Annotated in this window: 15 protein-coding genes and 1 other RNA gene; 3 read left to right on the top strand and 13 right to left on the bottom strand. The window is 72.6% G+C overall.

The window, feature by feature from the left end; genetic code table 11:
* Nucleotides 1–192 precede the first annotated feature (192 nt).
* Nucleotides 193–1,122 carry a hypothetical protein gene (locus NQZ70_RS44550; protein ID WP_129579652.1) on the top strand — a complete coding sequence of 310 codons (930 nt, stop codon included), beginning with the start codon at nucleotides 193–195 and terminating at the stop codon, nucleotides 1,120–1,122.
* Nucleotides 1,123–1,185: 63 nt separating this feature from the next.
* On the opposite strand, the gene NQZ70_RS44545 is transcribed toward NQZ70_RS44550, so the two are convergent.
* The 10 genes from NQZ70_RS44545 to NQZ70_RS44500 form a co-directional block, all read right to left on the bottom strand.
* The gene (locus NQZ70_RS44545; protein WP_129579651.1) at nucleotides 1,186–1,755 is read right to left on the bottom strand and encodes a DUF2085 domain-containing protein; all 570 of its coding nucleotides are present in this window, start codon (nucleotides 1,753–1,755) and stop codon (nucleotides 1,186–1,188) included.
* Nucleotide 1,756: 1 nt separating this feature from the next.
* A complete protein-coding gene (locus tag NQZ70_RS44540) occupies nucleotides 1,757–2,809 on the bottom strand; it encodes a uracil-DNA glycosylase (protein WP_237244617.1) in 1,053 nt (350 codons plus the stop codon).
* A 10-nt stretch (nucleotides 2,810–2,819) separates the two neighbouring features.
* A complete protein-coding gene (gene trxB, locus NQZ70_RS44535) occupies nucleotides 2,820–3,779 on the bottom strand; it encodes a thioredoxin-disulfide reductase (RefSeq protein ID WP_129579650.1) in 960 nt (319 codons plus the stop codon).
* Nucleotides 3,780–3,902: 123 nt separating this feature from the next.
* Nucleotides 3,903–5,465 carry an OmpP1/FadL family transporter gene (locus NQZ70_RS44530; RefSeq protein WP_237244616.1) on the bottom strand — a complete coding sequence of 521 codons (1,563 nt, stop codon included), beginning with the start codon at nucleotides 5,463–5,465 and terminating at the stop codon, nucleotides 3,903–3,905.
* A 34-nt stretch (nucleotides 5,466–5,499) separates the two neighbouring features.
* The gene (locus NQZ70_RS44525) at nucleotides 5,500–7,260 is read right to left on the bottom strand and encodes an MXAN_5187 family protein (protein WP_129579649.1); all 1,761 of its coding nucleotides are present in this window, start codon (nucleotides 7,258–7,260) and stop codon (nucleotides 5,500–5,502) included.
* 3 nt (nucleotides 7,261–7,263) lie between these two features.
* Nucleotides 7,264–8,106, bottom strand: a complete 843-nt coding sequence (locus tag NQZ70_RS44520) for a hypothetical protein (protein WP_129579648.1) — start codon at nucleotides 8,104–8,106, stop codon at nucleotides 7,264–7,266.
* Between the two features lie 434 nt (nucleotides 8,107–8,540).
* Nucleotides 8,541–8,733, bottom strand: a non-coding RNA gene (ssrS, locus tag NQZ70_RS44515) — 6S RNA.
* Between the two features lie 255 nt (nucleotides 8,734–8,988).
* The gene (locus tag NQZ70_RS44510) at nucleotides 8,989–9,840 is read right to left on the bottom strand and encodes an inositol monophosphatase family protein (RefSeq protein ID WP_129579647.1); all 852 of its coding nucleotides are present in this window, start codon (nucleotides 9,838–9,840) and stop codon (nucleotides 8,989–8,991) included.
* Nucleotides 9,837–11,324, bottom strand: a complete 1,488-nt coding sequence (gene murC / locus NQZ70_RS44505; RefSeq protein WP_129579646.1) for a UDP-N-acetylmuramate--L-alanine ligase — start codon at nucleotides 11,322–11,324, stop codon at nucleotides 9,837–9,839. The genes NQZ70_RS44510 and murC overlap by 4 nt, the downstream gene beginning before the upstream one ends.
* A 406-nt stretch (nucleotides 11,325–11,730) precedes the next feature.
* The gene (locus tag NQZ70_RS44500) at nucleotides 11,731–12,375 is read right to left on the bottom strand and encodes a helix-hairpin-helix domain-containing protein (RefSeq protein ID WP_129579645.1); all 645 of its coding nucleotides are present in this window, start codon (nucleotides 12,373–12,375) and stop codon (nucleotides 11,731–11,733) included.
* A 385-nt stretch (nucleotides 12,376–12,760) separates the two neighbouring features.
* On the opposite strand from NQZ70_RS44500, the gene NQZ70_RS44495 reads away from it, so the two are divergent.
* Complete coding sequence (locus NQZ70_RS44495) at nucleotides 12,761–13,861, top strand: DUF362 domain-containing protein (RefSeq protein ID WP_129579644.1); 1,101 nt, start codon at nucleotides 12,761–12,763, stop codon at nucleotides 13,859–13,861.
* Between the two features lie 190 nt (nucleotides 13,862–14,051).
* A complete protein-coding gene (locus NQZ70_RS44490) occupies nucleotides 14,052–14,681 on the top strand; it encodes a hypothetical protein (protein ID WP_129579643.1) in 630 nt (209 codons plus the stop codon).
* A 51-nt stretch (nucleotides 14,682–14,732) separates the two neighbouring features.
* Here the strand turns inward: NQZ70_RS44490 and NQZ70_RS44485 are convergent, their stop codons facing one another.
* The 3 genes from NQZ70_RS44485 to NQZ70_RS44475 all read right to left on the bottom strand — a co-directional run bounded on the left by NQZ70_RS44485 (nucleotide 14,733) and on the right by NQZ70_RS44475 (nucleotide 19,931).
* The gene (locus tag NQZ70_RS44485) at nucleotides 14,733–15,962 is read right to left on the bottom strand and encodes a serine/threonine-protein kinase (RefSeq protein ID WP_129579642.1); all 1,230 of its coding nucleotides are present in this window, start codon (nucleotides 15,960–15,962) and stop codon (nucleotides 14,733–14,735) included.
* Nucleotides 15,963–16,290: 328 nt separating this feature from the next.
* Entirely contained in the window at nucleotides 16,291–18,018 is a 1,728-nt protein-coding gene (locus NQZ70_RS44480) for an acyl-CoA dehydrogenase family protein (RefSeq protein ID WP_129579641.1), read from the bottom strand.
* 56 nt (nucleotides 18,019–18,074) lie between these two features.
* Nucleotides 18,075–19,931 carry an HDIG domain-containing metalloprotein gene (locus tag NQZ70_RS44475; RefSeq protein WP_129579640.1) on the bottom strand — a complete coding sequence of 619 codons (1,857 nt, stop codon included), beginning with the start codon at nucleotides 19,929–19,931 and terminating at the stop codon, nucleotides 18,075–18,077.
* Between the last annotated feature and the right edge of the window lie 46 nt (nucleotides 19,932–19,977).

The raw sequence follows: 19,977 nt of genomic DNA, 5'->3' as shown, positions 1-19,977 counted from the left end.
GCTTCGCGGGTCTCCGAGGCGCCCGCGGCTTCGCGGGTCTCCGAGGCGCCCGCGGCTTCGCGGGTCTCCGAGGCGCCGGCCGCTCGAGCGGCCGTGGAGGCGCCCGCGGCTTCGCGGGTCTCCGAGGCGCCCGCCGTGCCGCGCAGCGCGGGCGACGCGACCCCTCGCAAGGCGCAGGATTCCGAGCCGCCGATGGCGCCGCAGCGAGCCGGCGCGTCGGAGCAACCGGCAGCCCCCGCGTCCTCGCCCGAGGAGCCGGCGCCGGACTCGGACGCGCTCGATCTGATCGACCCTTCCTCGCCGACGGCGGCGTTCTTCCGGCGCGAGGAGGAGTCGTTCCCGCCGCTCACCGAGGCGGCCAGCGATCCCGACGATCACGCCGACGAGCGCCTCGTGGTGGTGCATCAGCTGTCGCCCGAGACGCTCGCCCGCCGGGCGCGCCTTCGCCGGATCGTCGCGGCGGTCGCGGGGCTCGCCGGGGTGATCTCCGTCGCGGTCGTCGCCAAGTCGGTGGTCTCGAGCAGGCCGCCCGCGCCTGCGCCGATCGCGATGGCGGCGCCTGCATCGAAGCCGGCGCACGCGCAGGCGAAGCTCGTGGCCGCGCCAGGGAATCCTTCTCCTGCACGGGAGACCGCGCCTGCGCCGGCGGAGCCGGCACCCGCCGCCGCGAAGGGGGCGGAGGCCGCTCCGGATCCGCTGAAGGCGACCGCGGTGGCGGAGAAGGCTGCCGCGGAGAAGGCCGAGGCGGAGCGGGCCGCCGCAGAGAAGGCCGAGGCGGAGAAGGCCGCGGCGGTCGAGGCGGAGAGGGCTGCGGAGGCGGAGAAGGCCGCGGCGGCGGAGGCGGAGAAGGCCGCGGCGCCCGCGGTCAACGCCGAGGACGCGAGCAAGCTGAAGAAGGAAGCGCTGAGCTTCCTCAACCGCGGCAGGTACAAGGACGCGATCGATGCGTCGCGCGCGGCCATCGCGGCCGATCCGACCGACGCGCTGCCCTACCTCTACCTGGGCTCGGCGCTCCAGGACACGGGCAAGTGGAAGGACGGCGTCGCGGCGTACAGCGAGTGTGTTCGCCATGCGACGAAGGGCCCCGTGCACGAGTGCAGGGCCATGGGCGGTCGCAAGTAGCGCACGCCCTGGGCGACGAGCGCGCTGCGCAAGACCCGAGCGCCGTTCCGCTGCGCGCTGCGCTCAGCCCGGACGGCGCGCGAGCTGCGCGAGGAACGCCGCGGCCGCGGCGTAGCCGAAGGCCAGGCCCGTGGCGAGGCGGGTGGCGTGCCAGGGGGGGCGCAGCCCGAGGTCCTGGGTCGCCACGTCGAGCGCCATCAACGCGCTGAGGGCGATGAGGATCGGGCGCCACGCCGCCATCGCCAGCCGAGGCCGCGCGATCGCGGCGCCCGCCGCGACGCCGGCGAAGATGCCTGCGCAGCGGCTGCAAAGCGGCATCACGACGCCCTCGAGCGCGAGCGACCGCTCCGGGATGCGGTGGCACATCGGCGCGAAGAGGCGATCGAGCGCGGCGCCGAGCCCTCCGAGCGGCAGGTAGCTCCGCGCGAGGAGGATGCACCAGGGCAGGGCGCCGACGACCGCCAGCGCGCAGCGCGCCGCCGACAGCAGCGACGGCGGCTCGGCCGCGATCGGCCCACCGGAGGGCCGCGCCGCCGCGTCGTCGAGGCCGGCGGAGGGGGCCTGCGCCGCGGCGCGGGCCCTTGCGGGCGCCTGCGCCGCCCGGGTCTCGCGCCCGGAGGCGCACGCGGTCACGTCAGCCTCGGTCGGGCGCGCTCTTGCCGAGGTGGCGCATCACCTCTTTCAGGTCGCTCCAGACCTCTCGCTTCGCGCCCGGCTGGCGCAGCAGGTAGGCCGGATGGAACGTGGGCATGATCGGGATCGAGCCCTTGTAGAGCTTCCACGTCCCGCGGAGCTTCGTGATCCCCTCGGTCGTGCCGATCAGCCCCTGCACCGCGGTGGCGCCGAGCGCCACGATCACCTTCGGCTTGATCAGCGCGAGCTGGGACGCGAGGTAGGGGCTGCAGGCCGCCATCTCGGCGGGCTCCGGCTTCCGGTTCTTCGGCGGCCGGCACTTCACGATGTTGCAGATGTAGACCCCGTCGCGGTGGTACCCCATCGCCGCGATCATCTTGTCGAGCAGCTGCCCCGCCGGGCCGACGAACGGCTCTCCCTGCTGATCCTCTTCTGCCCCTGGCCCCTCGCCGACGAACACGATCTCGGAGAGCGGGTTGCCGCGCGAGAACACCGTGTGGGTGCGGCCCTCGTGGAGCGGGCACTTCTGGCAGGTGCGGACCTCTTCCGCGATGAGCGAGAGCCGCGCCACGCGCTCCTCGGGCGACTCCGGCTGCGCTGCCGCGAGCGCGCGCGCAGCCGGTTCGGCGCGGGGCGCCGCGGCGGCGCTCACGGCGGGGCGGGGGGACGGCTCGGGCGCCCGCGGCGGCTGCACCGGCGCCCGCGCCGGCTGCGCCTCGGCGGCGCGCTGCTCGGGGTGCGGTGGGGAGAAGGCGGCGGCGCGCTGCTCCGGATGCGCCGGGGAGGCGCCGGCGGCGCTGCGCTGCGCTGCCGGCGCGAAGGCCGCGCCGCCCCCGCGCGGCGCCGCCGGCGCGGGCGCGTCCAGCCCGGCGAAGCCCCGCTCCGCCCGCCGAGCGGCCGGCGGACCGCCTTCCGGGGACGACGCGCCCAGCGCCTCGTGGAGCGCCGAAGGATCGCCCGGCAGCCCGTCCGCGCCGGTCATCGCGTGCCATTCCAGGAACGCCCGGACCGAGGCGGTCAGATCGGCGAGCTCTTCGCGCAGCGCTTCCACCATCGCCGTCCCCTCAGTGGCCGCCCTGCTGCGCGAGCCAGCGCTCCGCGTCGAGCGCGGCCATGCAGCCCGTGCCGGCGGCCGTCACGGCCTGGCGGTAGTTCCAGTCCTGCACGTCGCCCGCGGCGAAGACGCCGGGGATGTTCGTGCGCGTCGAGCCCGGCACCGTCTTCAGGTAGCCGTTCGGGTGCGTCTCGAGCTGCCCCACGAAGAGATCCGTCATCGGCGTGTGGCCGATCGCGACGAACATCGCCGCCGCCGGCACGAGGTGGCTGTCGCCGGTCTTGGTGTTCTTGACGCGGACGCCGGTCACCATGTCGGCCTTCACGTCGAGCACCTCCTCCACGACGTGGCTGTAGAGGATCTTGATCTTCGGGTTCTCGAGCACGCGCTGGACCATCGCCTTCGACGCCCGGAACTCGTCGCGGCGGTGCACCAGCGTGACGCTGCTGCAGAGCCCGGACAGGTAGGAGGCCTCCTCCATCGCCGTGTCGCCGCCGCCGACGACCACGACGTCCTGGCCGCGGAAGAGCGCGCCGTCGCAGACCGCGCAGGCGCTGACGCCCTTGTTCTTGAGCTTCTCCTCGCTCTCGAGGCCGAGGTAGTTGGCGCGCGCGCCCGTCGCGATCACCACCGCCTTCGCCAGGTAGAGCGTGTCCTCCACCCACACCTTGAACGGGTGGCCCGTGAGCTCGACCTTGGTCACGTCCGCGGTCACGATCTCCGTGCCCTGATGCGCGGCCTGGTCGCGAAAGCGCTGCATCAGCTCCTGGCCGGTGATCTTCTCGGGGAAGCCGGGGTAGTTCTCGACGTCGGTCGTGAACATGAGCTGGCCCCCCGGGATCAGGCCGCCGGCGCTGAAACCCTCGATGAGGAGCGGCTTCAGGTTGGCGCGCGCCGCGTAGATGGCGGCGGTGAGCCCGGCAGGACCGGAGCCGATGATGACCAGGTTACGGACGTTCGATTCACTCATGGTGGAGCCATCTTATAGGCGCGACCGCCTTCCGCGTCGACCGCCCCGGCGCGCCGCCGCGCCCCCCGCCGCGCCGCATTGGGCCGCGCCCCCCGCCGCTTCCACGCGCGAGCGGCCGCCCGCTCAGAAGCGCATCGTTCCGCTCAGACCGAACTCGTCCAGGCTGCTCTCGAAGCGGCCGCCGTTGACGCTCTGGATGCTGCGGTAGCCGCTCGGCACGGCGCCGGAGACGGCCTTGATGCGCCCCTCCCCGCCGTTGTCCAGAGGGCCGAAGAACGTGTGCTGAAACGCCGCCGAAAGGTCGACCGGGCCGATGCGCGCGGTGACGCCGGCCCCGACGCCGACCCGGTAGCCGAGGTGGAAATCGAGGTTCAGATCGGCGTCGTCCTGCCCCTTCTGCTCGAAGAAGCCGCCGGCCCTCAGCGCGAGGAGATTTTGGAGCACGACGAAATCGCCGCCGAGCCGGACTCCCAAGACGTCGCGCCAGCGGTGCGGGACGTCGGCGTTCGGCGGCACCGTGCCCACGCCCGTGCCGCGCACCGGGATGCCCTCGCGAAACCGCACCTCGATCGCGTCGACCGCGCTGTTGTTGGCCCAGGTGAAGTCGAGCTCCACGTCGAAGAGATCGTCGATCATCGGGTCGCGGGTGCGCGGCGCGGCGGCCGAGGGCTGCGCGGGCCGCAGGGCGAAGGCGCGCGGCCGGTGGTACCGGAGGCCGAGCTTCGCCTCCATGGGGATCGGCATCCTGAGCTCCCCCGCGCCCCGCGCCTCGGTGACGTTGCACCCGGGCGCCTCGCCCCTGCACGGGTCCTCGTTCTTCACCCCCGCCGGCGTCCAGTAGCGCGACTCGATGGTCAGGTCGGCCTTCGCGCGCACCGCGTCCTGCCACTTGAACCACGCGCCCAGATCGAGGTGCGGCGTCGCCGCCCAGCGCGCGCCGAGGACGAAGCCCGGGACGAAGAGGTCCTCCGCCTTCGCGCGCGTGCGCAGATCGCCGTGCGCGTTGAAGTCGTCGCCGCCCTCGGCCGAGGTCGCCTCGGCGAAGTTGACGAAGTCGATGACCGCCGCGCCCCAGATGAAGCCGGCGCCGATCGAGACCCCCTCGGTCGGGGTGAAGCCGACCGAGAGCGTCGGCATCAGCATCAGGGCGTCGAGCGACGTGAGCAGGTACCGCTGGGGCGACGGCTGCGTCATCGCGCCGAAGCTCGGGTGCGTGTACGGGAGCGACTCGGGCCAGGACCGCGCGCCGACGCCGTGCGGGCCGAGCGCCGCGACGCCGACGGCGAGCGCGTCGCTCACGCGGAGGGTCGCGGCGAGCTGGGGGTTCGGGAACAGGCCGCCCTCGGCGCAGACCTTCGGGTCGGGGCCGCCCTCGCTGCCGGGCGCCGGGATCGCCGTCGTGGCGCTCGGCGGGACGGGGCGCCCGTCGGGGCCGAGGCGCGTGAAGCACTGCGCCTGATGGATGAAGTGGACGCCGCCGTGCGCGCTGCTCCGCTGCGCGGCGAGCCCCGCCGGGTTGAAGTAGGCCGCGAGCGGATCGTCGGCCCGCGCGACCCACGCCCCGCCGCGGCCGAGCTGGAGCACCCCGATGTCCGGCGAGTCGAGCCCCGACGACGCGCGCGCCGCGCCGGCGGCCACCATCGCAGCGAACGCGGCGCCCGCGGCGCCCGCAGCTCCTCGTCTCATGAGCTCCGTCTCCGCGCGGGCGATCCCCGGCGGGTCACTTCACCGGCGACGCCTTGAGCGCCGCCTTGCCGTCCTTCACGTAGACCGTGAAGCGCACCCGCGAGCAGTTGTGGCGCGCCACGAGCGCGTCCTTGTTGCGCTGCAGCGTCCCCTTGAACTTGTCGAAGGTGAGGGCGTTCGTGGGCTCCCCGCACTGCTGCTTGACCGACAGGAACTCCTCGTAGACGGCGTTCCACTCGGCGAGCTCGTCCGGGTCCCCTGCGCCGTCCTGCCGCGCGGCCGGGGCCTCCGGCGCGCTCGTCGCCTCGGCGACGGGGGGCGCCGGGGCGGGCGCGCCCGGCGCCTTGGGCGGCGGCGGCGGCGGGCGCCGCGGCGGCGGGCGCCCGGGGGCGCCCGGCGGGCCGAGCGCGGAGGGCGCGATGTTCGCGTCCGAGACCTCCTCGACCGCCTCGACCGGCTCCTCGGAGTCGCGGGCCGGCGGGGGGCCGCTGAGCGGGTGCGAGCCAGGCCGCCGCGTCGGGCTGCGCGGGCTCACCATGGGCTTCGGGTACGACGGGCGCGAATCGGGGCGCGGCTCGCCGGGGCCGAGCGGCACCGAGAACGCGCTCATCGCCGGCTGCGCCGGGATCGGGCCGAGCACCTGCTCGAGGTCGGCGGCCTTCCTGGGCGCGCCGCCCTTCGCGGCCACCTTCTCGACGCCGTCGTTGATGTCGGCCGCGATCTTCCGGTACGCGCCGCGGAACCGGCTCGGCGCCAGCACGTCGACCTCGCCCTTCGCGAAGCGCGCCGCCTCGTTGCGGAAGACGTGCAGCGGCCGCGTGTGCTCCAGGAACGAGAACACCAGCCCGATCGCGGCCAGGACGAGGGTGCCGGCCAGGAGCAGCAACGTGGGCACCTGGCTCTTGTCGTCGTTGTTCGCCTTGTCGAGGAAGTTGAGCGGCGAGTCGACCGACGCCGCGAGGCGGCCGACCGCGTAGCCGGCGCCGAGCTCCCACGCCTCGCCGGGCAGCCGCGCGTAGACCACGCCGAGGTGCTGGCTGATGACGCGGACCTCGGAGCGCCCCTTCTCGAGGTAGTCCTTGTTGTCGTCGAGCAGCTTCAGATCCTGCGTGATCTGGTCGAGGTTCGCCTTGTCGAACCCCTCGGGCGCGCCGGAGGCGACGCGCGCCCCCTCGGCGTAGAAGCCCACGGCGGCGCCGGTGCGCTTCGTGACAGCGCGGGCGAAGGTGTCGTCGATGATCTTGGCGCCGATCACGGCCCCGACCGGCTCGCCGTTGACGTCCTGCTCGACGGGGCGCGCGACGACGCGCAGGATGCGGCCCTTCCAGACCCACGCGTCGTCGCGGATCCAGCCGTGGAGGGCGTCGGCGACGAGCGGGTAGCCGCCGAGCTCCCAGTCCTCGCGGTGCTCGAAGTCCACCGACGCGACGACCCGGCCGGCCGCGTCGACGGCCCACACGTGGTCGAACTTGAGCTCCGGGGGCACCTCGGCGACCGCGCTGCGCAGCGCGGTGCGGGCCTTCTCGCGCAGCTCGGCGCCCGGCTTGGCCTCGGTCGACGACTTGGCGAGCGCCGTCCGCAGGGCCGGGTTCAGCGCGACGCGGATGAGCGCGCTCGATCGTTTCCGGGCGTCGTCGTTGAGGAACCACTCGACGGCGCTGGAGTCGGCGCTGAGCGCCTCGCTCATCGCGCGGTGGCTCGAGCGGTTGTAGAGCTGGGCGGCGACGAAGAGGACGAAGATCGCGGCGCCGAGCGCGAGCGCGAGCACCCCGTACCAGAAGCGCGACAGCAGCATGGCCTACTTTCCTGCCTCCGCGCTCGGCCCGCCGGCCTCGCCCACGACGACGGCTTCCTTGAGGAACTGCTGGTCCGGCCCGGGCTTCACGACGGCCTCGACGGCCTTTCCGACCGGCTCGCCGTTGAAGTAGCCCTGCAGCATGTACGTGCCGGCCTCGACCTCCAGGGCGAAGCTCCCCTGGCGATCCGGGTAGGCGCTCGCCACGGCCTTCGGCTCGACGACGATCCACGACCGGATGCTCGGGGCGAGCTGATCGCGGATCTCGTACTTGCCCGGCCCTGGCGGCGTCCAGGCGCGGGTCTTGGCGGCGGCGAGCTCGACCGGCGGGAGCGCCTTGTTGCCGACGTCGTAGATCTTGTGCGGGAACGGATCGTGGTTCTCGAACTGGATCTGCTGGCCCGGGGCGACGACGACGGTCACGGGCGAGGTGCGGCCGCCCGAGATGACGACGGTCCGCGGCGTCTTCTGCGGCTCGCCCTTCTCGCCGAGCGCGACGACGCACAGCTCCTTCGGCATGTAGCCGACGAGCGCGCGGACGTCGGCGCGGACGGTCGGGGAGGGCTCGCGGAACGTGTACCGGTTGGCCTTCGGGTCCTTGGCCTCGTTCCAGACCGGGTTCAGGAGCTTGGGCATGCCCGTGGTCCGGCCCTTGAGCGTCACCGCGGCCAGGGCCGCCCCGGGCGCCATGAGGATCGCGAGCGTCAGGGCCAGGCGCCGCGCGAGGCGCGCGCGGCCGGGGGCGCGGCGCCCGAGGTGGCTTGACGACCCGAACCGCGCTGCGCCGGCGAGCGGGCGCCGCTCGTCGTGCTGCGCTCCTGAAGATCGAGGGGATCTCGTGTCCATCGCAGGCCCGAAGCTACCGGAAGGGGGATGAGAACGGAAACAAAAGCCGGGCCGCGGTCCGCGTGATGGCGCCGCGCGCCGCGCGCCCCGCGTCGCGCTGCTCCGCCGCGCACCGGCGCCGCTTGCGCGCTGGCCTGGACCGACGCGCGTCCCGTGCGCGCGCCGGCCTGGGCCGACGCCGGCCTGAGCGGCGCGCGCTTGGCCTGGACCGACGCGCGTCCTGAGCGGCGCACGCTGGCCTGGACCGACGCCGGCCCGTGCGGCGCGCGGCTCGGGGCCCCGCACCCCGTGCGCGCTGCGCTACGCCTGGGCGGGGGCGTGCGCCACCCGGCGACGACGCGTGCGGCGGCCGCTGGGCACCTGTCTCGGGCGCAGCGGATGTCGCGCGCACAAAAAAACTGCGGGCCGCATGAACGGCCCGCAGAGGAGAGATGTTCCGTACCGCCGAGGACGTGGGCCGAAGGACTTGAACCCCTAGCATAGCTGCTAGGTGGGAGCCTAAGTACCGCTTCAGGCTTCCCGGTGAATGGTTCCGGGCCTAGCTCACCACGGTATCGTTGTTGGCTCCCTGGTTCTCGCTTACTCGGGATTCAATCGTCCAGCGCCTCACGAAGTCGGCAGAGGGAACGACCATAGGATAGTTCCCTGGGCGGCTCCGTCAACCGCTCCTCCGCACGGTTCTCACGTTTTGCGTCGCGTGGGTTGCGTGGGTTGCGTGGGTTGCGGGCGTCGCGTGGGTTGCGTCGGTCGCGTGGGTTGTGCGTGGGTTGCGTCGCCCCGTTCGTCTCGCGCTCACGCCGCGCCGCTCGTGCGCGAGCGCCCGACGCCCTACGGATGGCCCTGAGCCGGCTGTCGAGCGACCTGGCGAGCTGGCGAGCCGGGCTAGGTGAAGAGGGCGATGATCGGGTCGTGGAGCAGGCCGTTCGACGCCACGATGTTTCCGACGTGGTAGTCCGGCGGACCGCCGTCGAGCGCGGTGATCACGCCGCCCGCACCGCGCACGATCGCGCTCCCGGCGGCCACGTCCCAGGCGTGGAGCCGGCGCTCCCAGTAGGCGTCGTACGTCCCGTCGGCGACCATGCAGAGATCGATCGCCGCGCTGCCGCAGCGCCGTATGGCCTGCGCTTTGCGCTTGACGATCATGAAGGCGTCGAAGTTGTTGTCCGGAGCCCGGTCGCGCACCGGCGGAAAGCCGGTCGCCACCATCGCGTACGCCAGCGACGCCGTGGCGCTGACCGCGCAACGCTCGCCGTTGCGGCGCGCCTCGCCGTCCGGCGGCGCCGGCGCGGCGCCGAGCGGCTCTGGCTCGCGCGGCCTGAAGCCCGTCCAGCGGAGCCCGAGCATGGGCGCGACCACGGCGCCGGCGACGGGCGTGTCGTCGTCCATCAGGCCGACGGAGACGCACCAGAACGGGTGGCCGTGGACGAAGTTCGTCGTGCCGTCGAGCGGATCGACGTACCAGACGAGGCCGCCGCGCGGCTCCGCGGCGCGCGCGGCGCCCTGCTCCTCGCCGACCACGGCGATACCCGGCGTGAGCGCGCCGAGCCGCGCGACGAGCAGGTCCTCGCTCGCCCGGTCGAACTGGGTCACGAGATCGTGCGGCCCCTTCTCCTCCACGCGCAGGCCGCGCGGGCCCGCGCGGAACCCGGCCTGCACGAGCGCCGCGGCCTCCTCGGCGACGCGCAGCGCGATCCCGGAGAGCTCGAGCAGCTCCGCCGACCCGCGCCCGCTCATCGCGACCTCGTCGACAGCGCGCCGCGGAGCTTGTCGTAGATGCCGCCGAACGCCCCGTTGGACAGGAGCGCGACCGTGTCTCCCTCCTGCGCGTCGCGCGCGATCGCGGCGACGATCGCGTCCACCGAGGCCGCCGCCTCGGCGCGCTTGCCCGCCTGCGCGAGGTCGCGCACGAGCCGGTCGAGATCGAGCCGCTCGGCCGCGGCGATGTCCGGCCGCCCGAGCGGCGCGAGCACCACGCGGTCGGCCGCGTCGAAGGCGCGCGCGTAGGGCTCCTGGTGCAGGGCGCGGCACGCCGTCGCGCTGCGCGGCTCGAACACCGCCCACAGCGCGCCGCTCGGGTGCCTTGACCGGAGCGCGCGCAGCGTCTCGTCCACGGCGGTCGGGTGGTGCGCGAAGTCGTCGTAGACGCGGACCCCGCGCGCCTCGAACAGGAGATCCTGCCGGCGCCGCACGCCCTCGAAGCTGGCGAGCGCCGCGGTCACGGTCGAGAGCGGCACGCCGAAGCCCTGCGCCGCGGCCGCGATCGCCGCGAGGGCGTTGCGCACGTTGTGGTGCCCCGGCATCTTCAGGGCGAAGCGCCCCGCCATCACGCCGCCGGCGTACAGATCGAACGACTGGCCGTCAGCGCCGGCCTCCGCGGGCGCGGCGAGCCAGTGCGGCGGCTTTCCGTGCGTGTCGTCGCCCTCGAGCGCGAACCAGGCGACCTCGGCGCGCGCCGACCGCGACACGACGTCGACGACCCGCGGATCGTGCGCGGCCGCCACGAGGAGCCCCGTCTCCGGGATCCGCTCGACGAACCCGCGGAACGCCGCCTCGTACGACGCGGCGTCGGGGTAGATGTCGACGTGGTCGTGCTCGATCGACGTGACGATGCCGACCTCGGGCCGGTAGTGCCAGAACTTCGGCGTCTTCTCGAAGAAGGCGGTGTCGTACTCGTCGCCCTCGACGACGAACGGCGTCCGGCGGCGACCGGCGCCTGCGTCGTTGAGGAGCGGCAGGCCGCGCCGGTCGCTCGCCGCGGCGGCGCTCTGGGGCAGCCGGAAGCTCGCCTCGAAGTTCTTCGGAAGGCCGCCGATGAGGAAGCCGGGGTCCCTGCCGGCCTCGTGGAGCAGCCACGCGCACATCGAGCTGGTCGTCGTCTTGCCGTGCGTGCCGGCGACGACGAGCGGGGAGCGGCCGGCGAGCATGTGGTCCGCGAGCGCGTGCGCCATCGTGGTCACCCGCATGTCGCCGTCGATCGCCGCGCGCGCCTCGGGGTTCGTCGGGCGGCAGACGTTGCCGATCACGACGAGATCCGGCCGCGGCTCGAGGTGCGCGGGGTCGAACCCGGTCATGAGCCGGATGCCCCACCGCTCGAGGGCCGGTCCCATGGGCGGGTAAAAGGAGACGTCGGAGCCCGAGACCTCGTGTCCCGCGGCCTTGAAGAGCCCCGCCAGCGCACCCATGCCGGTGCCCGCGACGGCGACGAAGTGGACGTGCATCGCGGCGCAGTGTGCCCGACCGCCCTCGGAGGGCAAGGGGCCACCCGCGCGAGAGCTCGCCGGTCCGCGGCTCGCGCCGTCGCCCGCGTCGCCCGGGCATCCGGGGCGGCGCTTTATGGCTGCCTCGCCTCCTCCGTCGGCCTCGGCGAGCTCCTGTACAGCGGCGCGATCCGCTGAGGACCGGAGAGCGCCGCCCGGCGAACATGGGATCTGCGCAGCACGGCGCGCTTGCAGGTCACGAGCCCTGAACGGCTCGCGGAGCGCCAATCGGAGCTCCGCGCAGTCCAGATCTGCCGCGCTCACCGGTCGTGGCGACTCCCGCTCTGCGCGACGCGACGGCGGCGCGGCGGCCCCGAGACATTCAAACCGTGCCCGGTGATGGTATTCCCATTCAGGGAGGCTCGATTCAGGGAGGATCGATGAGCACGAGCGGCCTCAGGCGCTTCAGCGACCGCCGGCCGAGCCCCTTCACCCGGAGCAGATCGTCGACCTTCCGGAAGCGCTTCATCTTGGTGCGGAGCGCCAGGATCGCCGCCGCCTTCGCCGGACCGACGCCCGGAAGGCGCATGAGGTCCGCCTCGGTCGCGAGGTTCAGCACGACCTTTCCGTCCGCGGTCACGCCGCCGCCCGCCGGGGTGCCCGCCCCGCCATCGCCGGGCGGCGGCGCCGCCGCATCGGCGGGCGGCGGCGGCGCTGCTGCGACCCCCGCGTCGGCGGCAGGCTCGGCCGTGGCCTGGGGCGGCGGGCTTCCTCCGGCGGCGCCGAACGGCGCCGGGTCGGCGGCGGCCATCGCCAGCCCTGCGGACGGGTCTGCCTTCCGGTCCGGGAGCAGGCTCTGCGCGTGCCCGGAGCCCACGAGCGCCAGCGCGAAGAACCCCGCGACGTACGCCGCGATCTTGCCGCCCAGCGCGGTCCAGGCCGAGTCCCTCAGCGCTGCCAGCGCCCGCTCCCGCCACGGGCGACGCACCTCGTCGTCCTGCCCTGGATGGGCGTCCTGCCCTGCATCGGCCCGCCCGTCGTGCGAGCTCGTCCCTTTCGATGTCGCTTGCATCGTGCTGCGCCTCCTTCTCGTGCAAAGGACGTCGCCCTCCGCGCGCGCGAGCGGCGTTCGTCTCCTCGGCGGCGCCGCCAAGCGAGCGGCATGCCGGCGCGCGATCGCCTGAAAAACCCGGGCCAACGGCGCGCGACCGGCGCTCCCCGGCCTGGCGCCGCCATGGCGGAGGCGCGCTCGCCGGTCGAGCCCGCCCCCCCGCGGAGGCCGCCCGGGGAGCCCGGCCCCGCAGGTGGACGCCGGGCGCCACCGTCCGGGAGGCCGGCGCGCCCGGGGCGGGCCGGGCGTCGTGTCTCGAGCGCGAAGCTCGGCTACCATCAGCGCTCCGGGCGCCCGGCGACCCGGCGGCATCCACCCCGCCGCAAGGCGCTCACCACGAGGTCTTATGCCCTACGATCCCCGTCGCTTCGTTGATCCCGGCCCCGCGGGGCGCTCGCGCCGAGCCTTCCTCGGCGGCCTCGCCGCCGGCACCGCGGGCGCCGTGCTCCTCGGCCCGCACGCGGCGTTCGCGGACGCGCCGCCGAGCCTCGCGGCCAGGCCGCCCGCCGGCTTCACGCCGCTCTCCATTCCAGGGAAGATCGTGAAGGTGACGAAGTCGAACTCGATGCAGCCGAACGGGCTCTGGCCCGAGGCGTCCGCGGCGAAGGCGATGCTCGAGCGGGCCATGGCGGAGCTCACCGGGAAGAGCGACCTCGGCGCCGCGTTCGGCCGCTTCGTCCACAAGGACGACCGCGTGGCGATCAAGGCCAACGGGATCGCCGGCCAGAAGGGCGCGACCATGGCCACCAACAAGGAGCTCGTGCTCGAGATCGTGCGCGGGGTCATCGCCGCCGGCGTCCCCGCGGAGAACGTCATGATCTTCGAGCAGTACCCGTCCTTCCTCGCCGGCACCCGCTGCGCCGACCGCACGGCCAAGCCGGCCGCCGAGTTCCCGGCCGGGATCCGCGCCGCGGTGCACGAGAACAAGGACGCGGTGATGCCGAGCATCTCGGTCTGCGGCATCCCCACCAAGTTCGTCCGCCCCTTCACCGAGGCGACCGCGGTGATCAACGTCTCGCTGATCAAGGACCACTCGATCTGCGGCTACACCGGGTGCCTCAAGAACATCACCCACGGCTCGACCATCAACCCGCACTCCTTCCACGAGCACACCGCGAGCCCGCAGATCGCCGAGCTCTACGCGCAGGACGTGGTGAAGAGCCGCGTCCGCCTGCACATCACGGACGGCTTCAAGCTCATCTACGATCAGGGCCCGCTCGACAAGAACCCGAAGCGGCGCGTCCTGCACGAGTCGGTGTACGCCACGACAGATCCGGTCGCCATGGATGTGATCGGCTGGGGCGTGGTCGAGGCATGGCGCAAGGAGAACGGGCTGCCCACGCTCAAGGAGGCGAGCCGGGAGCCCTCGTACATCCGCATCGCGGGCGAGCTCGGGCTGGGCGTCTTCGACAAGAATAAAATTTCGATGCGCGAGGTCCGATTGTAGCGGCGCCGCGGGATTCGCTCGCGGGGCTGCCGTCGCTGAGAACCGCTTGCCGAGGCTCGTGTTGCCCATGCCCTGCTCCAGGCCGACTGCGCGCTCTTCCACCGGTCGGGGGGCCGCGTCGGCGGTCCCCCTCCTCACGTGCCTCGCGGCCGCCGCCTGCAGCAGCACCCCCCCGTCGAGGCCGCCGGGGTTGCCCCCGACGCCGGCGTCGGTCACCCGCGAGAACCCGGGCGGCGACGCGGCCGACCCCGAGCGGGCCGCGCTCGAGCGGCTGCTGGCCGAGCCCTGGGGGAGCCGGCGGGACCGGTTCAACACGCTCGACGTGCCGCTGGTCGACGGGAAGAGCTGGCGCCGCGTGCGGATCTGGAGCCACCCGACGCGCGCGACGTTCCGGTACGGCGACGAGCACTACGCCGCGCTGTCGGTCCTCTACACGAGCACCTCGGGGCCGAGCGACCCCGACAGCTGCCTCGACGAGTTCTGGGCGAAGAACGCGCCGCTCGCCGACGGCTACGGCGTGCGCCTCGGGGAGGCGCAGATCATCCGGACGACGCAGGAGATCGACGGCGAGGTGCGGCCGCTCGTGTTCAAGGTCCTCGACGGCAGCATCGCGTCGGTGTTCGCCAGCGACGACTACGCCGGAGCGGTCGCCGTCTACGAGTCGTGGCCGGGGACGTGCCTCGTGTCCGTGCTGGCCGTGAAGGCGACCGAGCACCCCGAGCTCGCGCGCCGGGTGCGCGATCGCTGGATCGACGAGGGCGCCCCGAAGCTCCGGTGGATCTCCGGCCTCTCCGACGCGCCGAAGACAGAAGCGCGGTAGGCCCTGCCGGGCGGGCTGCTGCGCGGCCCGCTCGGGGCGGCGCAGCGCCGATCACAGGTCCGTCGACGTCGGGCTCTCTGTGGGCTCCGTCGACCACGACGCGCCCTGGGCCATGCTGTGGCACACCACGGAGGCGGCCGCGAGGAGCAGCGCGATCGCGACCAGCCAGGGGAGCCGAAGCGGCGGCAGGACACGGCTGTCCAGCACGACCTCGCTCTGCCGGTCGTCCGAGGCGGGGCCTCCGGCGCCGCCCGTCGTCGGCGCGCTGCCGAGATCGTTCGCCGGGGTCGCCAGCATGGCGGCCATGGTCGTCTGATCCATGGCGTAGCGCGGCGGGGCCGCGGGCCCGCCCAGCGCGCCCCGCTTCACGATGGCGCTCCGCTCGTACGGCGACGGGCTCGAGGGCAGCGGCTCCGGCTGCCGGGAGGCCGGCGCGTGCGCAGGGAAGAGCGCGCAGAACGCTTCCATCATCTCCCTGCCCGACTGGAACCGCGCGTCGGGATCGAACGCGAAGGCCCGGGAGAAGAACGCATCGACCGCGGTCGGGAGCTCCGGCGCGAGCTCGGACGCCCTGGGGAACGAGGTCTGGCAGATGTGCCGGACGAGCTCGTTGATGTTGGCGCCGGCGAACGGGCACTGGCCGGTGATCGCGCGGTAGAGGATCACCGCCATGGACCAGAGATCGCTCCGGTAATCGACCTGCCTGGGCGCCATGGTCTGCTCGGGGCTCATGTACCGAGGGGTCCCGAGGACCATGCCCGTCTTGGTGATCCGGTCGCGCGAGCAAGACGACTTCGCGACGCCGAAATCGAGCACCTTGATGAGCTCATCGCCGCCCGAGCACGTGATGAAGATGTTCCCCGGCTTCAGATCCCGGTGGATCACCCCCGCGGCGTGGATCGCGTCGAGGGCCTTGCCGAGCTGCGTGAACAGGACCGTCGCCTGCGCGAACGGGAGCTTCTGCTCCCGTTCGAGGCGGCGGTTCAAGTCCTCCCCCTCAAGGTACTCCATGACGATGAACGCGCAGCCGCGATCGACGCCGTAATCGTAAGTCTCGATGACGTAGGGGCTCCGGACGCGCGCGGAGGCGCGCGCCTCGCGCTCGAAGCGGGCGATCAGCTCGGGCTCGGTGGCCGCGAAGCTCCGGATGAACTTGATGACCACCCGCCGCCGGAGCTTGATGTCGAAGCCCAGCCACAGGTCCCCCATGCCCCCGCCCCCGAGCCTGCGCTCGAGGCGATACTTCTCCATGACGGCCCGACCTTCAGCAGTCTCCTTCATGGCTCCGCACCTGCTACCCAATGCCCTAGCCTGGGACAAGTGATCACCCGATTCCTGTCGAAGGGTCTACGCCAATGCTACTCCAGTCGATTGTATCGCAATCCGTCCACGCCGTGCGGCGAAAACTTCCGGAAATGGAGCCCGTCGCTCGTCACTCGGACTACTCCGATTACTCCGATTACTCCGATTCGCCCGACGCGCGCCGGCGGTCATCGAGGCGATGCGCGCGACGCGCCTGAACCGCGTGGGCGTAGGAGATGCGCGGCGCTCACCTACCTCGAGGTGACTCCGTGGTACTCGATGTCAGCCGAGGTGCGCCGGGATGCGATCAGAGGATATCGAACGGGTAGGCGCGATCCGCATAGGCTCGCACAGCGATGGCCTTGCGCAGCTCGTCGTCGTTCTTCTGGAAGTCCGAGACATGCTGACTGAGCCGCTTCTGCGCCATGCCGACGAACACGGTTGTGAGATCGATCTCACGACGCGCCCCCTCCTCGCCGCGCCGCTCGATGGCCCGGGTCGTGCGTGAGATGCACGCGGCCATACAGTAGAGGTCGATGGCCATCTCCGCGATCCGGCGCTGCGCATACTGCATCTCGGCGATCTCGCGCCCGTGCTTCCGGAGCATGTCCTCGCTGTGCGTGGCGAGCTCTGCCGTGTAGTCCTCGAAGATCACCGCCTCCCGGCTGAGCAGCGGGTGCGCCTTCGACATCCGTTCGCGCCCGAGCACCGACTTCGCCTTGCGGATCGCGAAGTCGCTGAGCAGCCCGAAGCCCTTGATGGGCTCTCGCATCGCCTTCGCCACGTCCGCGAGCGCCTTGCCCGGGCCGCTCATCCCGGAGAGCGCCATGAAACAGCGCAGGATCTCGTTCGTCCCCTCGAAGATCATGTTGATCCGCGCGTCGCGCAGGTGCCGCTCGTAGGGGTAGTCCTGCATGTAGCCGATGCCGGCCGCGATCTGGAGCGTCTCGTTGACCACGAACCACAGGGTCTCGCTCCCCATGACCTTGCAGATCGCGCTCTCGATCGAGAAGTCCGGGACCTTGGCGTCGACGAGGCTCGCCGTCAGGTAGGTGATGGACTCGAGCGCGTACGTGTGCGCCAGCATCGTCGCGATCTTGTCCTTGATGAGCCCGAAATCGCCGATGCTCCGGCCGAACGCGCGCCGCTCCTGGACCCGGTCGAGCGCCATGCGGATCAGCGTGTTGCAGGCGCCCACGCACCCCGCCGAGAGCCCGAGCCGCCCGTTGTTGAGCACCTCGACGGCCACCTTGAAGCCCTTGCCGACCTCGCCGAGCACGTTCTCGCGCGGCACCTTCACGTCGTCGAAGAAGAGCTCCGTCGTCGACGAGCCCCGGATCCCGAGCTTGTGCTCGTTCGGCCCGTTCTTCACGCCCATGCCCCGCTCGACGATGAAGGCCGTGAGCTTCGGCTTCTTCCCCTCCTCGAGCGCGGAGGTCCGGGCGAACACCGTGAAGACGTCGGCGATGCCGCCGTTCGTGATCCAGATCTTCGACCCGTTCAGCGTGTAGTACGAGCCGTCGGCCGACACCTCGGCGCGCGTCCGGATCGCCGCGGCGTCCGAGCCGGCGCCCGGCTCCGTCAGCGCGAAGGCGGCCATCCACTCGCCGGTCGCGAGCTTCGGGAGGTAGCGCTGCTTCTGCTCCTCCGTCCCGAAGAGCTGGATCGCCTTGAAGCCGATCGACTGGTGCGCGCCGAGCGTGACGGCGATCGACGCGTCGAGCCCGCCGACCTCCTGCATCACGCGCGCGTACGCCATGTTGCTCAGGTTGACGCCGCCGTGGTCGCCCGCGATCTGCAGGCCCATCAGGCCGAGCTTCTTCATCTCGGCCAGGAGGCCGGGCTCGATGGCGTGCTCTCGATCGATCTTCGCGCTGTCGACGCTCGACGCGAAGAACCTCCGCATGCTGTCGAGCATCATCGACGTCGTCTCCCGGTCCTCGGCCGGCATCTCGGGGTACGGGAAGATGATGTCCTCGGCGATGATGCCGTGGAAGAGGGCCTTCATGAAGCTCTGCTCGATCGTCGGGGGCATCGGACCGTCCTTTCCAGGGGCAGGCCGCCGCGCCTCCGCGCGAACGCGCGGCCTGCTCAGTGCGTCTTCTTCGGCGTCCGCACGGACTCCGCTGGGCTCTCGTCCTTCGCGGCGCCCCCGGCGTCGTCCCTGACCGCCGGCGCCGCCGCGGCCGCGCCCCGCGCGGTCGAGGTGGGCGGCGCGGCGGCGCTCCCGTCCCGACCCATCGCGCCGGACGACGGCACGGGCGTGGGCGTGGCGGGGCGCACGGGGTGCGGCGTGGCCGTCGGGGGCGCCGGCGTGTGCCCGGCGCGATCGCTCTCCCGCTGCCACGGGTACTTGATGCGCCCGTGGTACATGTTGACCAGCGTCGACGCCATCCGGGTCGTCATGATGCGCAGGTCCTCGATCGTCAGCCCGGATTGATCGAGCTGGCCGGACGCGAGCTTCGAGAACATCACGCGCTGGATCATCTCCTCGAACTTCTTGTGCTCGGGCGGCCAGATGGTCCGCGACGCCGCCTCGATGGAGTCGACGAGCATCAGGATCGCCGTCTCCTTCGTCTGCGGCTTCATGCCGGGGTAACGGAAGTGCTCCTGCGTCAGCTCCTTCGGGTTCCCCTGCTCGACGCACTTGTGCCAGAAGTACTCGACGACCTGCGTGCCGTGGTGGGTGTACGCGAACTCCACCACGGGCTCGGGGATGTTGCCCTCCCGCAGGATCTTCGTGCCCATCACGACGTGCGCCATGATGGCGTCGGCGCTGACCTCCGGCTCGAGATCCTCGTGCGGCGAGCGCTCGCCCTGCGCGAGGTTCTCGATGAAATACTTGGGCTGCACCGTCTTGCCGAGGTCGTGGTAGTAGGCGCCCACGCGCGTCAGCAGGGCGTCGGCGCCGATCGCCGCGGCCGACGCCTCGGCGAGGTTCGCCATCGCGCGCGCGTGCTCCCAGCTGCCCGGCGCCTCGGCCGCCATCTTCTTGAGCAGCGGCTGCTCCAGATCGGTGAGGTCGAGCAGCTTGTCGCGGGGGACGTGCCCCATCGCCCGCTCGGCCGGCTCCCTGAGGCTCCGCCCGAGCACGCCGACGAGGAGCCCGCCGCCGATGCAGGCCAGCACGTTCGACCCGAGCCAGAGCTTCAGATCCGCGGCCAGGTCGAAGCTGCCCTCGAACAGCACGGTCAGCGCGATGAACCCGATCGCGCCGGCGAGGCCCGCGAGGCTGCCCGCGACGAGCAGCTGCCGCGAGCCCTTGCGCTTGAAGAAGAACATCGTCGCGGCGATGCCGCGCACGAGCAGCACCGACAGGAGGACCACGTCGAACCGCAGCAGCGACGCGGCGATGAACGCGACGCCCACCTCGACGAGGAACGCGGTCCGCCGATCGAAGGCGATCGCCACCCAGAGCGGGAGCGCGGCGACGGGCATCCAGAACTCGGGCAGCGCCGTGAAGAGCAGGAGGAGCTTGGCGACGACGAGCGAGGCCGTCATCAGGACGAACATGCCCACCTGCGTCCGGAGCAGCCGCACCCGGTTCTGCCCGAAGCGGCGCAGGTAGACCGTCAGCATGAGGCAGACGATGAGGTGGATGACGTACGTGCTCGCGACGCGCGCGCCGAGCCCGGGCCGGCGCATGCGCCGCACCGTCTCGTACGCCATCGCGGCGTTGTGCTCCTCGTTGTGCTCCGACAGCACCGTGCCGCGCGGCACGATCACGCGCGCGTGCTCGTACGAGAGCGAGAAGCTCCCGTCGTGCGTGTCGCGCACGATCCGCGGACCGTACGGGACCCGCAGCGTCACGGGCGCAGGCTCGCCCATCTCGGGCGCGAGCGACGGGACCAAGAGCTCGCCCACGCTGAGCACGGCGAAGAACGCCGCGAACAGGACGCTCAAGACGAAGCCGGCGAGGGGACCTGCCCGGATACGCGTGCGCAGCATGGAACCGCTCGGTCTCGTCCGCTGGATGCAGCCTGAGAAACGGTTG

The sequence above is a fragment of the Sorangium sp. So ce836 genome, assembly GCF_028553905.1.
GTDB lineage: Bacteria > Myxococcota_A > Polyangia > Polyangiales > Polyangiaceae > Sorangium > Sorangium cellulosum_D.
The sequence above is the reverse complement of the archived record's forward strand: the minus strand, read 5'-3'. Positions and strand labels throughout refer to the sequence as shown.

Coding starts and splice junctions, on each gene's coding strand:
- NQZ70_RS44550 (WP_129579652.1), top strand. CDS start 193: ATGGCGCCGCAGCGAGCCGGCGCGTCGGAGCAACCGGCAGCCCCCGCG.
- NQZ70_RS44540 (WP_237244617.1), bottom strand. CDS start 2,809: ATGGTGGAAGCGCTGCGCGAAGAGCTCGCCGATCTGACCGCCTCGGTC.
- trxB (WP_129579650.1), bottom strand. CDS start 3,779: ATGAGTGAATCGAACGTCCGTAACCTGGTCATCATCGGCTCCGGTCCT.
- NQZ70_RS44530 (WP_237244616.1), bottom strand. CDS start 5,465: ATGAGACGAGGAGCTGCGGGCGCCGCGGGCGCCGCGTTCGCTGCGATG.
- NQZ70_RS44525 (WP_129579649.1), bottom strand. CDS start 7,260: ATGCTGCTGTCGCGCTTCTGGTACGGGGTGCTCGCGCTCGCGCTCGGC.
- NQZ70_RS44520 (WP_129579648.1), bottom strand. CDS start 8,106: ATGGACACGAGATCCCCTCGATCTTCAGGAGCGCAGCACGACGAGCGG.
- NQZ70_RS44510 (WP_129579647.1), bottom strand. CDS start 9,840: ATGAGCGGGCGCGGGTCGGCGGAGCTGCTCGAGCTCTCCGGGATCGCG.
- murC (WP_129579646.1), bottom strand. CDS start 11,324: ATGCACGTCCACTTCGTCGCCGTCGCGGGCACCGGCATGGGTGCGCTG.
- NQZ70_RS44500 (WP_129579645.1), bottom strand. CDS start 12,375: ATGCAAGCGACATCGAAAGGGACGAGCTCGCACGACGGGCGGGCCGAT.
- NQZ70_RS44495 (WP_129579644.1), top strand. CDS start 12,761: ATGCCCTACGATCCCCGTCGCTTCGTTGATCCCGGCCCCGCGGGGCGC.
- NQZ70_RS44485 (WP_129579642.1), bottom strand. CDS start 15,962: ATGAAGGAGACTGCTGAAGGTCGGGCCGTCATGGAGAAGTATCGCCTC.
- NQZ70_RS44480 (WP_129579641.1), bottom strand. CDS start 18,018: ATGCCCCCGACGATCGAGCAGAGCTTCATGAAGGCCCTCTTCCACGGC.
- NQZ70_RS44475 (WP_129579640.1), bottom strand. CDS start 19,931: ATGCTGCGCACGCGTATCCGGGCAGGTCCCCTCGCCGGCTTCGTCTTG.